The sequence below is a fragment of the Mesorhizobium sp. CU3 genome (assembly GCF_006442965.1).
In the GTDB taxonomy this organism is placed as follows: Bacteria; Pseudomonadota; Alphaproteobacteria; order Rhizobiales; family Rhizobiaceae; genus Mesorhizobium.
Genome location: NZ_VFWX01000019.1, coordinates 98244 through 113693, shown reverse-complemented (window position 1 = coordinate 113693; position 15450 = coordinate 98244). Strand labels below are relative to the sequence as shown.

Here is a 15450-nt window from a genome sequence, read left to right as displayed (position 1 = left end):
CAGCCTCCAATCCGTTCCGGGAAACCGCTCGGAAGCGGCAGCGATTCTGATGTGAAATGATGTAACCGGGCTTGGCCTCTACGCAAGCCGAGGCGTTACACAAGGCTGCGAAGGTCCGGCCAAGCCGACCGGATCGAGGCGAAAACCCCTCAAATCCAAGCAATGGGTGCGACGTGACGGGTTCGGTGGACAGCATTCTCTCCCTCATTTGCGATCTTATGACGTGTTTTGAGTATTTATGATGTTGACAGGCTTCATGCTCTGTCGTCAATATCCCTCACGTGGGCCATGGAGGAACAGGCCCGAGGGAGGAACTCGATGTCTCAACTGATCCGCATGTCGCGGCGCCGCCTGCTGGCGTCCGGAGGAAAGGCGGCGGTGTTCGTCGCCGCGACTGGCATTGCACCGCAGTTCATTCGTCCCGGCCGCGTCTTCGCGGCGGACGCGCTGGCGCCCGGCATGATCGGCGGGCCGACCGGCTTCGACGGCGCCGAGCGCTATCAGTATGGACCCGACACGCCGGAAGGCCGCGCCGTCGAGGCGGCCAAGGCGCTCAAGGCGGCCGGCAAGGCGCCGGCGAAGATCGTGCTTGGCCTGTCCGACGGCTCGATCGGTCAGCTGACCAAGCCTTTCCCGGCGGGCGCGCCGTCGATCAAGGATCTCTGGGAGAAGGAAACCGGCATCGCGATCGAGATCGTCGGTCTGCCCAACGGTCAGGAATTCACCAAGACGATGCAGGACATCTCCACCAAGGGTGGGGCCTACGACATCTATTCGACCGAGTGGAACCGCCTCGGCGATCTCGCCGAAACCGGCGGCATCGCCAAGCTCGACGACTTCGTCGCGCAGCACAAGCCGGAATGGGACGATCCCAAGACCGGCTACGTCAACGGCGCCAAGGGCGTGTCGCTGCTCAACCAGTATCGCGGCTCGACCTATGGCGTGTCGCTGGACGGCGACTTCCAGACCTGGGTCTACCGCACGGACCTGTTCGGCGACGCCGCCGAGCAGAAGGCGTTCAAGGACAAATACGGCTACGACCTGGCGCCGCCCAAGACCTGGAAGCAGCACAGCGATGTCGCGGCGTTCTTCCAGCGGCCGGACAAGGGCCTGTTCGGTTCGACCGATCTGCGCAACCAGGGCTGGGGCTACACCAACTGGTACCAGCGTTACGTCTCGATGGCTTCGCCCAACCAGTTCCTGTTCGGCGACGACGGCAAGCCGCTGATCAATTCCGAGCAGGGTATCGCGGCGACCAAGGAATATGTGGAGTCGCTGGCCCATCATTCGCCGGACGCGATCTCGTGGGGCTGGCCGGAACAGTACGGCAATTTCGCCAAGGGCGGAGCGGCGATGACCTGCGCCTTCTCCAACCTGCCGAAATTCCTCGACAATGCCGGCAACAAGGATTCCGCCGTCACCGGCAAGATAGGCTCGATGCTGCCGCCGGGACGCGAGATCGACGGCAAGCTGATCAGCCGCTCGGTGCTCTGGTTCTCGCTGACCGGCATGGTGTCGTCGCAGTCGAAGAATCCGGAGGCCGCTTACCTTCTGCTGCAGTGGCTCGGCTCGGCCCGCATCTATGCCTGGATGAGCGCCAATCCCGGCGGCTATCTCGATCCGTTCCGGCTCTCGGATTTTTCCGATCCGCTCGTGCGCCAAACCTACCACGCCTACCACATGGACGTGGTGCGCGAGACGGTGGCGCGCACGGTGCCGACCATCAACTATCCCGGCGCCACGGCCTTCCACAATGCGCTGGACGAGAACCTGATGGCCTCGCTGACCAAGGCCAAAACGCTCGAGCAGGCGATGGCCGACACCGAGCGCGAGTGGAAAAAGATAGCGCGGCGCACCGGCGAGGAGAAATTGCTCGAAGCCATCAAAACCAACAAGGAGGCCTGGCCGACGGTTCTCGATCCGATCAGCTGATCCACCTCCCTGGATCAGAGCCGGAGGGGAGGGGCGAAAGCTCTTCCCCTCTGCACTCAACGCCACCAGCAAAGCAGCCAGATGAAGCGTTCCGTTCCTTTCGAGATTTTCCGCTACGCCGCGATCTTCGCGGCGATGGCGGTGACGCTGGTGCCGATCCTGTGGATGGTGTCGATGGCCTTCAAGCCGATCGGCGAATGGTCGGCGACGGGCGCCGACCTGACATGGTGGCCGAAGCAGCCGACGCTTGCCAATTTCGAGTTCGTCTTCGGCCATTCGACCAACGACCTGATCGTCGCGCTCGACCACACGGCGCTGAAGCCGATCCTGTCGTCGCTGCTTTCGGCGGTGTTCGGTACCGCGATCGCCATGTCGGCGGGCACTGCCGCGGCCTACGGCCTGTCGCGCTTCGGCTCCGGCCAGAACCTGCCGCTGGCGCTGATCCAGCTCAGGCTGTTTCCGCCGATGGCGGTGATGATCCCGGTGATGATCATGTGGGCCTTCCTCAACCTCAACGACACCTGGTGGGGCTTGGCGCTGATCTACGGCATCGTCACGCTGCCCTTCGCTTTCTGGCTGATGAAGACTTTCTTCGACGATATGCCGCGCGAGATCGAGGAGGCGGCCCTCGTCGAGGGCTGTTCGCGACTGCGCGTCTTCACCCGCATCACGCTGCCGATGATGCGCGCGCCGCTGGCGAGTGCCGCGCTCTTCGTCTTCATCCTGAACTGGTCGGATTATCTGATCGCGCTGCTGCTCACCACGCGCGAATGGGTGACAATCCCGGTCTATATGGCCTCGCTGTCGTCCTCGATGACCGGGCAGCTTTATGGCGCCAAGGCCGCGCTCGGCCTGATCGCGGCGGTGCCGCCGGTGATCATGGGCATCGCCATCCAGCGCCACCTGGTGCGCGGGCTGACCTTCGGAGCGCTCAAGCAATGAGCGCGGTGACGGCGACGATTGCGGAGGGCGAGATGGACGCACGGACAAAGCCCGCCGTGCCGGACGAGGGCGCGCGGCTGGGCTTCCGGCTGACCCTGCCGGCGCAGATCCTGGTGCTGTTCATCTCGGCCTTTCCGCTTTTGATGCAGCTCTACATCAGCGTCACCGACTGGTCGCCGCTGTCCGGCGTCGGCTGGTGGAACGCCTGGGAGATGTGGAACAGCTTTGCCAATTACACCGATCTCGCCGCCGATACCCGCTTCTGGAGCGCGTTGCAGCGCACGGCGATCGTCATGCTGGTCTGCGTGCCGGCGGAGTTCCTGCTCGGCCTGGCGCTGGCGACGCTGTTCGCCGACGATTTTCCCGGCAAGCGCGTCTTCTATTCGATCCTGTTGATGCCGATGATGGTGGTGCCGGCGGTCGCCGGCTACATGTTCTTCATGCTGTTCCAGTCGGGCGGTCCGGTGAACGACATCCTGGCGCGGATCATCGGCACGCCGGTGACCATCGCATGGCTGTCGGATCCGACCTTGGCGCTGATTGCCGTCATGATCGCCGACATCTGGCAGTGGACGCCGCTGATGTTCCTCATCCTGCTCGCGGGACTGGTCGGCGTGCCGGAGGACCAGATGAAGGCGGCGACGCTGCTCGGCGCCAATCCTTGGCAGCGCTTCACCACCATCGTGCTGCCGAAGATGAAGACGATCATCATCATCGCGCTGGCGATCCGGGTGATCGAGAATTTCAAGATCTTCGACACGCTCTACATCATGACCGGTGGCGGCCCCGGCGTCGCCACGGAGACGATCTCGGTCTACATCTACAAGGTCACCACCCAGGACCTGATCTGGGGCTATGTGGCGGCCATCGCGCTTGCCATCCTGATCGTGCTTTCGATCGTCGCGGTCTACGCCATGAAGCGCATGGCGAAAGCCCGGGAGGTGCCGGCATGAGCGCCATCCATCTCAAGAACCTCACCAAGTCCTTCGGCGACTTCGCTGCGCTGAAGACGATGGACCTCGAAATCGCCGATGGCGAGTTCATGGCGCTGCTTGGGCCGTCGGGCTGCGGCAAGTCGACGACGATGAACATGATCGCCGGCATGGAGGAGCCGACCAGCGGCAAAATCCTGTTCGGCGAGCGCGACATGGCCGGCGTGCCGATGGGGCGGCGCGGCGTCGGCTTCGTCTTCCAGAACTATGCCATCTTCACCCATATGAGCGTGCGCCAGAACCTCGCCTACGGGCCGAGGATGCGGGGTGCGGCCAAGGCCGAGATCGACCGCCGCGTCTGCGCCATCGCCGAGATGCTGCAGCTCACGCCGCTGCTCGACCGCAAGGCCGACCGGCTGTCGGTCAATATCCTGCAGCGCGTGGCGATCGGCCGCTCGGCGATCATGGAACCGGCGATCTTCCTGCTCGACGAGCCGCTGTCCAATGTCGACGCCGCTTTTCGGGCGGTGATGCGCACCGAGCTCAAGCAGCTGCAGCGGCAGTTCAGGCAGACGATGGTCTATGTCACGCATGACCAGCTCGAAGCGATGACCATGGCCGACCGGATCGCGGTGATGGATCATGGCGTGCTGCAACAGGTCGGTACGCCGCTCGAGGTCTACAACAATCCGGCCAATGTCTTCGTCGCTCGCTTCATCGGCGCGCCGGGCATGAACTTGCTGAGGGGCAGGCCGGCCGAGAGCGACCGTGGGTTGGTGGTCGATCTCGGACCGCTCGGCGTAACGCCACCCTTGCCGGATGGATTGGCTTCGACTGTGAGAGCGATGCGCGGCGACGTGCTCTATGGTTTCCGGCCCGAGCAGGTGACGCTTGCGGAACGCGGGCTGTCAATGCGGGTGAGCTTCGTCGAGCGGATCGGCGCGCGCACCATCGTCCATCTGGGCGAAGGCGAGGGCGCGGTGAAGGCGGTGTTCGAGAACGACGTCGGCCTGTCGGTCGGACAGACGGCGGTCGTCGCGCCGCCGGCTTCGTCGGTGCGCGTCTTCGACGCCACCACCGGCGTCTCAGTGAAGGCGGGCTGAGCCATGGCCGATATCGTTTTCCGCAATGTCACCAAGCGCTACGACAAGACGCTTGCCGTCGACGATGCTTCGTTCACCGTCAACGACAACGAGTTTTTCTGCTTCTTCGGCCCGCCGCTGTCGGGCAAGTCGACGATCCTGCGCCTTGTGCTCGGATTGGAAGCGCCGGATCAAGGCGAGATCCTGATCGGCGGCAAGCCGGTCAACAATGTCTCGCCGGCGGAGCGCAACGTCGCCATGGTGTTCCAGAACCTGGCGCTGTTTCCGCATATGAGTGCGCTCGACAATGTCCGTTTCCCGCTGGTCGAGCGCAAAGTCGTCGAGCTCGATATCAAGAAGCGCGTCGCCGACGTCGCCGCCAAGCTGCATATCGGCCACATCCTGCACAAGCCGCCGGCGCAGCTTTCCGGCGGCGAGCGGCAGCGCGTGGCGATAGCGCGCGCTTTGGTGCGCGACCCTGCCGCCTATCTGATGGACGATCCGATCTCGGCGCTCGACGCGCGGCTGCGCGAGGAAACGCGGGTCGAACTGAAGCGCATCCAGCGCGATCTCGGCAAGACGCTGATCTATGTCACGCATGACCAGGAAGAGGCGATGTCTGTCGCCGACCGCATGGCGATCCTGGAGAACGGCCGGATCCGGCAGGTCGGGGCGCCGGCCGAGATCTACGACCGCCCGGCCAGCGCCTATGTGGCGCGCATGCTGGGATCACCGATGATGAACATTCTGCCATCGGTGCGCGGCGCTGGCGGCGTCGAGGCCGCGGAAGGGACGATCCGCATCGCCGATGCCAAGGCGCCGACCGAGGCGATCGAGATCGGGCTGAGGCCCGAAGACATCAAGGTCCGGCCTTGGACGGATCAAGAGACGGCGGAAGCGGGCCTGGGCCGCCCGGCGCGGGTGTTCGAGGTCGAGCCGCTCGGCGGCTACACCGTGGTGACGCTCGCTGCCGGGCAGGCGCGGCTGCGCGCGCTGCTGCGCGGCCAGCCTGACATCAGGCCGGACGCCATGGTGGCGATATCCTGCGAGCCGGCTCGCGTGCATTATTTCGGCCAGGACGGAGGCGCGTTGTGACGGCAGCCGCGAAGAAAGCATTTCGGGAGGAAGACATGGCAGGCAAAGGCTTCGAGCCGGACGTCAAGGTTCGCACCAAGGAATACCGGATCGGTTGCGTCGGCGCCGGCATGATCATGGCCGAGTGTCATCTCGCCGCCTACAAGGAGGCCGGCTTCCCGGTGGTGGCGATCGCCTCGCGGACCAAGGCAAATGCCCAGAAGGTCGCCAGCCGCTGGGGCATCCCGACGGTGCATGACACGCCGGAACAGCTGATCGAGGATGTCAATGTCGAGATCATCGATCTCGCCTTTCCGCCGGACCTGCAGCCGGCGCTGATCCGCCATGCATTGAAGCAGAAGCATATCAAGGCGATCCTGGCACAGAAGCCATTGGCGCTGTCGGTCGAGGAAGCCGTCAAGCTGCGCGACGAGGCGGCGAAAGCCGGCAAGATCCTCTCGGTCAACCAGAACATGCGCTACGACCAGTCGATGCGCGTCTTGAAGCAGATCATGGACAGCGGCGCGCTGGGCGACATCGTCTTCGCGCAGATCGATATGCATGCCATTCCGCATTGGCAGACATTCCTTCAGGGCTACGACCGGCTGACGCTGGCCAATATGAGCGTGCACCACCTCGACGTACTGCGCTTCCTGTTCGGCGATCCGGAAGAGATCACCACGCTGACGCGCAAGGACCCGCGCACAACGTTCGACCATTCCGACGGCATCACCGTCTCGACGCTGCGCTTCCCGTCCGGCGTGCTCGCCGTCTCGCTGGAGGATGTGTGGTCCGGCCCGCGCCAGGAAGGCTATCGCGACGACCAGCACATCAACTGGCGCGTCGACGGCACCAAGGGCGTCGCCAAGGGCACGATCGGCTGGCCGACCGGTGCGGCCTCGACACTGACCTATGCCTCGGCCGAGACGACCGGCGGCGAGTGGGTGAGCCCAAGCTGGGAGACGATGTGGTTCCCGCACGCCTTCATCGGCGTGATGGAGCAACTGCAGCATGCGGTGAAGACCGGCACGCCGCCAGCGCTCTCCGTCGCCGACAACGTCAAGACCATGGCGCTGGTCGAAGCCGGCTACCGCTCGATGGCCGCGGGCCGCACGGTCAAGCTTTCCGAAATCCCGATCAACTGAAATCACTGGCAACTGAATCGCTTACAGGGAGGAATTCACATCATGATGCAGGCAGGTATTTTCACGGGCTATTTCCCGTACGGCCTCGAAGAGACGGCGCAAAAAATCCGCGGCCTCGGTTTCAACACGGTGCAGCTCGACCTGCACTTCAAGGATGTCGACCTGTCGGCCGGGCAGATCACCAAGGACAAGGCGAAGAAGGTGCGCGACGTCTTCCGCGACCACAACCTGCCGGTCTGCTGCGTGTCTGGCTACACCAACATCATTCATCCGGACAAGGCGGAGCGCGAGAAGCGCGTCGGCTATCTCAAGGAGATCATCCGCAATGCGCGTCACTTTGGCTCGCCCTACGTGATCTCGGAAACCGGCACGTACAACACCGAATCCGACTGGGTGCACCACCCGAAGAACAAGACCGAGGAAGGTTTCGAGGAGTGCCGCAAGGTGATCGCCGATCTGGCCCAGACGGCTTACGACCACGGCGCGGTGTTCCTGCTCGAGACCTATGTCAACAACGTCGTCGGCTCGGTCGAGGAGACGGTGAAGATGTTTGCACAGGTCGACCATCCGGGCCTTGGCCTGTTGATGGATCCGACCAACTATTTCGAGACCCACAACATCGACCGGATGGACCAGATCCTCAACCAGGTGTTTGACACGCTGACCGACAAGATCAAAATCGCTCATGCCAAGGATGTGAAGCGCTCGGGCGACGACAAGTCGGAGAAGCACGCCGATATCGGCGACGCCGATGCGATGGAGAGCCACACCTTCCGCGGTGTCGGCGAGATCGAGCTGCCGGCGCCGGGCCTCGGCTCGCTGAACTACGACCTCTACCTCAAGCGTCTCGCCGAAAAACATCCGAACATCCCGGTGATCATCGAGCATCTGTCGGAAGACGACGTGCCGCGCGCCAAGAAGTTCCTCGACGGGAAATTCCGCGCCAACGGCCTCTGAGGTCGCCAGGCGCCGCCGGCTGAAGGAATGACAGCAAAGTGAAGGATGCCGCCGTCGCATGGTGAAGCTCTATGGACAGACGCTTTCGCGCCGGCAGGTCGCCGAACGCTCCGGCATGCTGTCGCAATTCGCCGGCGTGCGGCTGATGACGCTCGGCGACGGCGTCGAGCGCGGCATCCGCATGCTCGAATTCCGCACCGGCTCGGGCCTGCGCTTCACCGCGCTGGTCGACCGGGCGCTCGACATCGCCGATTGCGAGTACAAGGGCCAGGCGATCGGCTGGCATTCGCCGAGCGGGTTCCGCCATCCCGGCCTGCACGACTATGAGGGCGAGGACGGCTTTGCCTGGGGGCGGTCCTTCTCCGGGCTGCTAGTCACCTGCGGCCTCGATCATATACTCGGCCGCAGCCAGGTGCCGGCCGATAACTACAATTATCCTGGACGCAGGACGGTGACGCATTCGCTGCACGGCCGCGTCGGCACCATTCCGGCGCGGCTGACCGGCTATGGCGAAAGCTGGGACGGCGACCGCTGCGTTTTGTGGGCGGAAGGCACGGTACAGCAGGCAAGCGTCTTCGGCGAGGACTTGCACCTCGTCCGCCGCATCGAGGCCGATGTCGGCGGCAGCGAGATCCGGCTCTCGGATCGCGTCGTCAATCACGGTTTTCACCGCACGCCGCATATGTATTTCTACCACGTCAATGTCGGGCACCCGCTGCTCGACGAAGGTTCGCGCTATCTGGCGCCGATCCGCGACGTGATCTGGGCCGCGCATGAGGGTGAGCGCTACGAGGCGCAGAAGGTCGGATACCGCACAGTGCCCGCGCCGCAACTAGGCTTCAGCGAACAGGTCTGGCAGCATGAGCTCGACGCCGACGCCAAGGGCGAGGTGGCGGTCGCCGTTGTCAACGACCGCCTCGGCCTCGGTTTCGAGGTCGTCACCCGCAAGGACCAGCTGCCTTGCTGTTACGAGTGGCAGAATTTCCAGGCCGGCCAGTATGCGCTCGGCATAGAGCCTTCGACCCATCATGTGCTCGGCAATCTTGCGGCGCGCGAGCGCGGCGAGATGATCTGGCTGGAGCATGATGAAGCCCGTGCCTATGACGCCGTATTTCGTGTTCTCGACGGCGCCGACGCGATCGCCGACGCTGAAGCCAGGATCGCGGGCATCGCCCGCCAGCCCGAGCAGGATTATCCTCAGCCCTCCGGCAAATTTCCAAAACTGGCGGGCAGGGCATGAGCGCGACATTTATCCAAAGCAAGCCCTCCGGCCGGCGGACCGGATTGCCAGCGGTGCACGAAGATTGGAGGTCGAAGTGACGACGATGGCAAACAAGCGCGACTACAGCCTTGTCGGCGAAAGCACGCGTAAGGCGATCGAGACCGGGCTCGCCTCAGCCGAGTGGTATCACACCGATGTGCCGCGCAAGGCGATGAAGGAGCTGATGCAGCGCTCCGACGGTCCGGCGATCCGCGACTCCGTCATCTGGATCGCGGCGATCCTCGGCTCGGCCGCCGGCATCGTCTGGTTCTGGGGTTCGTGGTGGGTGGTGCCGTTCCTGTTCGTCTATGGCGTGCTCTATGGCTCGTCGAGCGACTCGCGCTGGCACGAATGCGGCCACGGCACCGCCTTCCGCACGCGCTGGATGAACGATGTCGTCTATCACATCGCCTCCTTCATGCTGATGCGCAACCCGGTGCAGTGGCGCTGGAGCCATGCGCGGCATCATACCGACACCATCATCGTCGGCCGCGACGCCGAGATCGCGGTGATGCGTCCGCCCGATCTCATCAAGGCGGGTCTCGCTTTCACCGGCATCCTCGATTTCCGCTATTCGCTGCCGATCCTGGTGCGCCAGGCTTTCGGCACATTGTCCGATGACGAGAAGAGCTACATTCCCGAGATGGAGCAGCCAAAAGCGGTGATCGCGGCGCGCTGGCACATGGTCGTGTATGTCGCGACGATCGCTGTCGCGATCGCGTTTAGATCATGGATACCGCTGGTGCTGATTGGCCTGCCGCGCCTCTACGGCACCTGGCATATGGTGACGACGGGCCTGTTGCAGCATATCGGGCTCGCCGACAACGTCATCGACCATCGGCTGAATACGCGCACCGTCTACATGAACCCGGTCAGCCGGTTCATCTACTGGAACATGAACTACCATGTCGAGCACCACATGTTCCCGATGGTGCCCTATCATGCGCTGCCGAAGCTGCATGAGCTGATCAAGCACGATTTGCCGGTGCCGAACCCGTCGATGTGGCACGCCTATCGCGAGGTGTGGCCGGTGCTCATTAGGCAGTTGAAATACGAGGATTTTTATCTCAAGCGTGAATTGCCGTCGACGGCCAAGCCCTATCGCGGCGAGTTCCACGACGTCGACATGTCGGCCGCGGCCGAGTAACAACGCCTGCAAGGATGTAAGATGAGCCGAAAGAGACCCACCGTCGCCGATCTGCGCGCCATGAAGGGCAAGCGGCAGCTGACCATGCTGCGCGTGCTGACGCTGGACGAGGCCGAGGCCGCCGAGCGGGCCGGCATCGACATCGTCTCGGTGCCGCCTGAACTGGTGCTCAACCCGCAATATCGTGACGCGGCGCCCAGCCTCTTCACCATGCCGGGCGAGAACTTCTTCGAGATCGGCACGGCTGACGATTTCGTCCGCTGGTCGTTCCGGCTCTACAAGGCCGGCGCCGACGCCGTCTATTGCAGCGCCGGTTACGCCACGGTCAAGCGCATGGCCGACGACGCGATTCCGGTGATTGGCCACGTAGGCCTCATTCCGTCCCGCGCGACCTGGACCGGCGGCTTCAAGGCTGTCGGCAAGACCGCCGAAACCGCCATGCAGGTGTTCGAGGCGGTCAGGCAGCTCGAGGCCGCCGGCGCCATCGGCGCCGAGATCGAGGTCGTGCCGGTCGAGGTGGCAAAGGCAATCTCCGAGCGCACGCCGCTGATCATGCTGTCGATGGGCGCCGGCACCGGCTGCGACGCGCAATATCTTTTCGCCGAGGACATTCTCGGCACGAACAGGGGCCACATGCCGCGCCACTCGAAAGTCTACCGCAACTTCGCTGCCGAATACGATCGACTGCAGGCGGAACGCGTCGCGGCGTTCTCCGAATATGTCGCCGACGTCAACAGTGGCGCCTATCCGGAAGACCGGCATATCGTGCATATGGATCCGGCCGAGTTCGCCCTCTTCATGAAGAAGGTGGACGCAAGGTTCGAGTGAGCCGCGCTACTAGAGCGGTTCACCGTTTCATGGAAGCGGCGAACCGCTCTATCCCTTTGTTTTTACGCAATTCCTGACGGAAAGCCGCCCACACTTTTCCTGGAATTGCTCTAGGCCTGCCAGCTTCCGTCGGCGAGCGCTGCGTAGAGGGTGTTGGCGCTGGTCCCCAGCGGCCGGTCTTCCTTGAGCGTCGCGACATGCGCGCGGACCGCCGCATGGATCACTCCGGTTGCCGGCGCCAGCACTAGACCTTCGCGCAGGTCGACGGCCTGGGCCGCCGCCATCAGCTCCAGGGCGATCAGACGCCGCCACAGCGTGATCATCTCGGCGCATTTGGCAATGGCGAGCTGCGTCTGCGTTGCGTGATCCTCGACGCCCTCGGACACCGGCAGGAAGTCGAGCATCACCGGATTTGCCTTTTGGCGGATGCCGGCGAGGATCGCCGTCACAGTCTTCTGCAGCGGCACGAAGCCGGCGGACGCGCCGCCGATCGGCGACAGATATTTCGGCAGGCCGTGGCGGGTTGAGCCGGTGAGTTGGATGAAGCGCGCGGCGCATGCTGCCGCGCATTGCGCGATCGCAAGGCCAAGCGTCTCGAAAGCGAGCGCCAGCGAGGCGGTGTGGAAATTGCCGGTCGAGAGCACCAAGCCGTCCTCGGCCAGCACCAGCGGATTATCGGCGGCGGCGTTGAGCTCGATCTCGACCGCGAGCCTTGCGTGGTCGATCGCCTGGATCAGCGTCCCATGGATCGAGGGCATGCAGCGGATCGAGAGCGGATCCTGAATGGTGGCCGGCGCCGGCTCCTGGTCGCGGGCGAGCAGGTCGCGCAGCGTCTTTGCGGCCAGCAACTGGCATGCCGCGGGGTGGGCGATATGCAGGCGCGGGTCGAGAATGGTACGGTTTGCGCCAAGCGCTTCCATGGTCAGCGCGCCGGCCTGTTGCTGCTGTTCCATCGCCGACAGCGCATCGACAAGCGCCAGCGCGCCGGTGCCGGCCGAGACCGCCGAGGCATTGATCAGCGACAACCCGTCCTTCGGCGCCAGGCTGACAGGCGCCAGACGCGCCATCATCAGCGCCTTGGCGGAAGGCATGCGACGGCCCTGGTAGTCGGCATCGCCTTCGCCGATCAGCGTGTGCGCGATCGCCGTCATCATCACCAGGTCGCCGGCGCCGATCGAGCCGAGCGACGGCATCACCGGATGGACGCCGGCATTGAGGGCTTCGACGAGCGCCGTGAACACATGCGGCGAGAGGCCGGAACCGCCCGCCGAAAGCATGGCGAGGCGGGCAAACATCACCGCTCGCACGGTCTGTATCGGCAAGGCTTCGCCGACCGCGGCGCCGCGTCCGTCGAGGAGCTGACGCTGGAAGGCGCTGGCGTCACCTTCCACCGCCGTGCCGAGATTGGCGCCGAGACCGGTGTTCAGACCGTAGATCTGCTGGCCGCCGGCCGCCGCCTCGTCGAGGACTTTTCGTGCCTTGCCGAGCTTCTCGACGACCAGCGGCGTGACCTCGACCTTGTCGGACTTGCGCGCGACGGCCGCGACATCGTCGATGCTGACGCCGGCGCCGGTGAGAACGAGCGGGCTCATGCGAATCTGAGCCTCTGGCCGATGCCGTTTTCGCCGGCCTTGGCGAGCATCGCCTTGCCGAGCGCGATGTCGGAGAGCGACAGGCCCCGGTGCCAGAACAGGATGGTTTCGTCGTCGCTTTGCCGTCCAGTTTTCTTGCCGGCGACGATCTGGCCGAGTTCGGCATGCAGCGTGGATTCGCTCAAGCGTCCGGTCTCGACATGGGCGCGCAGCGAGCCGAACTTGCCGGTCTTGCACTGGCCCCAGTCGTCGACGACGATCTTCACCATGATGTCGGTGAGCGACAATTCCACCGCGCTCATCGTGCCATAGGGCACCACCAAAGCGCCGGGTTTGATCCATTCGGTCTTGAGCAGCGGCTGCGGCTCGTTCAGACGCGACGCCTCGACGACGATGTCGGCGCCCTCGACGCAGCTTTTCCAATCGGCGACGGCGGTGACCTTCTTGCCGAGGTCGGTTGACAATTTCGTGGCAAAGCCGTCGCGGCTTTCCGGCCGACGCGAGTGGACGCGGATCTCGTCGAAGTCGAAGAGGTGGTCGAGCAGGCGCACGTTCCAGTAGGCGGTGCCGCGCGCGCCGATATGGCCGAGCACCTTGGAATTCTTGCGTGCCAGATGTTTGGCGCCGATCGCTGTGACGGCGCCGGTGCGCATGTCGGTGATGACGGTGGCGTCGAGGATGGCGCGCGGCGTGCCGGTGCGCGGATCGAAGAGGTTGAGGATGCCGAACTCGGACGGCAGGCCGTGCTTGTAATTGTCGACATAGTCGCCGACGATCTTGACGCCGGCGGCGTCGAGCGGCGCCACATAGCCGCGCAGCACGTTGAAGTGGCCGTGGAAAGAAGGGTCGGGCTCAAGATGGACACGCGGCTCGATCACCGTCTCGCCCTTGCCCTGCGCGACGAGCCCGGCCTCGACGGCATCGATGATCTCGGCGTCGGTCATGGCCAAAGCCTCAATGTCGAGTGCATTGAGATAGTCGATATAGATCGGCTTCATGCATTTTCCTCAGCCCATCCCCGCGCCCATCCATAACAGGCGAAACGACGACACGGAAGTTTGTTGGTTAAGCTCTGGACTGGGTGGGCTTTATGCTGTTCAACCGGCGCGTCATGAGCAGCATCCCCGACAACGAAGCCGTGTCCGGCGCGCCGTCCGTCGAAGCGAACCAGGCACGGCGCGTGGCGCTGATCGTTGCCGTCGCCTTCTTCATGCAGTTGCTCGATTCGACGATCATCTCGACATCGCTACCGCAGATGGGCCAATCCTTCGGCGTGGCGGCGGTGGCGATGAGCATCGGCATCACCGTCTATATGCTGACCATGGCGGTGTTCGTGCCGCTGTCGGGCTGGCTTGCCGATCGGTTCGGCGCGCGCAACGTCTTCCTCGTCGCGATCGCGCTGTTCACGCTGGCCTCGCTCGCCTGCGGATTTTCGCAAAACCTGACCCAATTCGTCGCCGCGCGCGCCGTGCAAGGCCTGGGCAGCGCCCTGATGACGCCGGTCGGCCGCATCCTGGTGCTGCGCAACGCCTCGAAGTCCGAACTGCTCAACGCCACGGCGCTGATCACATGGCCGGCGCTGTTCGCGCCCGTCGTCGGGCCGGTGCTCGGCGGTTTCATCACCACCTATTTGTCCTGGCACTGGAATTTCTTCATCAATATCCCGCTTGGGCTGATCGGCCTGGCGCTGGTCGGCCGCTTCATTCCGGGCGGCCGGGAAGCCGATGCAAAGCCGCTCGACTGGCCGGGATTTTTCCTGACGTCGCTCGGGCTAGCCTGCCTGCTCTACGGCCTTGAGCGCATCGCGCATCCGGAGGACGGGATGTGGCCGACGCTTGCGCTGCTCGCCAGCGGCGTCGTCATCGGCTGGCTGGCGGTGCGGCATCTCAACCGCGCGCCGCATCCGCTGCTCGACCTCTCCTCGTTAAAGGTGCAGACCTTCGCCATCTCGACGCTTGCCGCCGGCACCATCTTCCGGGTCGTGATCAATGCCACGCCGTTCCTCTTGCCGCTGTTGTTCCAGGTCGGCTTCGGCCTTACGCCCGTCGACGCCGGCTTGATGATCCTGGCCTATTTCCTCGGCAATCTCGGCATGAAGACGGTGACGACGCCGACCTTGCGACGCTTCGGCTTCCGCTCGGTGATGGTCGTCAACGGCATCGTCGCCTCGGCCGCGATCATGGCCTGCGGCTTGATATCGCCCGAGACGCCGCGGGTTCTGGTCATCGCCTTGATGGTGATTGCCGGCCTGTCGCGCTCGATGCAGTTCACCGCGCTCAACACGCTCGCCTTCGCCGATATCGCCGCCGCCCAGCGCAGTTCGGCTGCAACGCTGTCCTCGATGCTGCAGCAGATATCGATGCTGTTCGGCGTCGCGGTGGCGGCCGCGATCCTCAACCTGTCGCAGATCGCCAGGGCGCGGCCGGTGCTGGATCTGGTGGATTTTCGGGTAGCCTTTCTCGTCATCGGCGCCATCGGGCTGATCACGGCGCTGCGTTTTCTGGTGCTGCCGGCCGACGCGGGAGCCGAGGTTTCGGGCCATTCGGCGCAGCGTTGAC

General features: G+C 64.2%; 13 protein-coding genes. 11 read left to right on the top strand and 2 right to left on the bottom strand.

Annotation, left to right across the window (positions count from 1 at the left end; translation table 11 throughout):
- Positions 1 to 318: 318 nt before the first annotated feature.
- From FJ988_RS25230 to FJ988_RS25185, 10 genes are all read left to right on the top strand, one after another.
- Positions 319 to 1932 carry an extracellular solute-binding protein gene (locus FJ988_RS25230; RefSeq protein ID WP_140821065.1) on the top strand — a complete coding sequence of 538 codons (1614 nt, stop codon included), beginning with the start codon at positions 319 to 321 and terminating at the stop codon, positions 1930 to 1932.
- A gap of 81 nt (positions 1933 to 2013) precedes the next feature.
- The gene (locus FJ988_RS25225; RefSeq protein ID WP_140821064.1) at positions 2014 to 2874 is read left to right on the top strand and encodes a carbohydrate ABC transporter permease; all 861 of its coding nucleotides are present in this window, start codon (positions 2014 to 2016) and stop codon (positions 2872 to 2874) included.
- The gene (locus FJ988_RS25220) at positions 2871 to 3827 is read left to right on the top strand and encodes a carbohydrate ABC transporter permease (RefSeq protein ID WP_140821063.1); all 957 of its coding nucleotides are present in this window, start codon (positions 2871 to 2873) and stop codon (positions 3825 to 3827) included. Before FJ988_RS25225 ends, FJ988_RS25220 begins: the two co-directional genes overlap by 4 nt.
- A complete protein-coding gene (locus FJ988_RS25215; RefSeq protein WP_140821062.1) occupies positions 3824 to 4909 on the top strand; it encodes an ABC transporter ATP-binding protein in 1086 nt (361 codons plus the stop codon). The genes FJ988_RS25220 and FJ988_RS25215 overlap by 4 nt, the downstream gene beginning before the upstream one ends.
- Positions 4910 to 4912: 3 nt before the next feature.
- Positions 4913 to 5983: an ABC transporter ATP-binding protein gene (locus FJ988_RS25210; RefSeq protein WP_140821061.1), complete on the top strand. Its 1071-nt coding sequence runs from the start codon at positions 4913 to 4915 to the stop codon at positions 5981 to 5983.
- A 35-nt stretch (positions 5984 to 6018) separates the two neighbouring features.
- Positions 6019 to 7107, top strand: coding sequence for a Gfo/Idh/MocA family protein (locus FJ988_RS25205; RefSeq protein ID WP_140821060.1), 1089 nt, complete (start codon positions 6019 to 6021; stop codon positions 7105 to 7107).
- A gap of 42 nt (positions 7108 to 7149) precedes the next feature.
- Positions 7150 to 8064, top strand: coding sequence for a sugar phosphate isomerase/epimerase (locus FJ988_RS25200; protein WP_140821059.1), 915 nt, complete (start codon positions 7150 to 7152; stop codon positions 8062 to 8064).
- A 58-nt stretch (positions 8065 to 8122) separates the two neighbouring features.
- On the top strand, positions 8123 to 9304 hold the full coding sequence (locus FJ988_RS25195) for an aldose 1-epimerase family protein (protein WP_140821058.1): 1182 nt from the start codon (positions 8123 to 8125) through the stop codon (positions 9302 to 9304).
- Between the two features lie 85 nt (positions 9305 to 9389).
- Complete coding sequence (locus FJ988_RS25190; protein WP_140821092.1) at positions 9390 to 10472, top strand: fatty acid desaturase family protein; 1083 nt, start codon at positions 9390 to 9392, stop codon at positions 10470 to 10472.
- 21 nt (positions 10473 to 10493) lie between these two features.
- The gene (locus tag FJ988_RS25185; protein ID WP_140821057.1) at positions 10494 to 11300 is read left to right on the top strand and encodes a 3-methyl-2-oxobutanoate hydroxymethyltransferase; all 807 of its coding nucleotides are present in this window, start codon (positions 10494 to 10496) and stop codon (positions 11298 to 11300) included.
- Positions 11301 to 11410: 110 nt separating this feature from the next.
- Here FJ988_RS25185 and hutH read toward each other — a convergent pair whose 3' ends face one another.
- A complete protein-coding gene (gene hutH / locus FJ988_RS25180; RefSeq protein WP_140821056.1) occupies positions 11411 to 12892 on the bottom strand; it encodes a histidine ammonia-lyase in 1482 nt (493 codons plus the stop codon).
- Complete coding sequence (locus FJ988_RS25175; RefSeq protein ID WP_140821055.1) at positions 12889 to 13890, bottom strand: ornithine cyclodeaminase family protein; 1002 nt, start codon at positions 13888 to 13890, stop codon at positions 12889 to 12891. Before FJ988_RS25175 ends, hutH begins: the two co-directional genes overlap by 4 nt.
- A gap of 113 nt (positions 13891 to 14003) precedes the next feature.
- Here FJ988_RS25175 and FJ988_RS25170 point away from each other — a divergent pair, with 113 nt between their 5' ends.
- Positions 14004 to 15449, top strand: a complete 1446-nt coding sequence (locus FJ988_RS25170) for a DHA2 family efflux MFS transporter permease subunit (RefSeq protein ID WP_140821091.1) — start codon at positions 14004 to 14006, stop codon at positions 15447 to 15449.
- Position 15450: the final 1 nt, after the last annotated feature.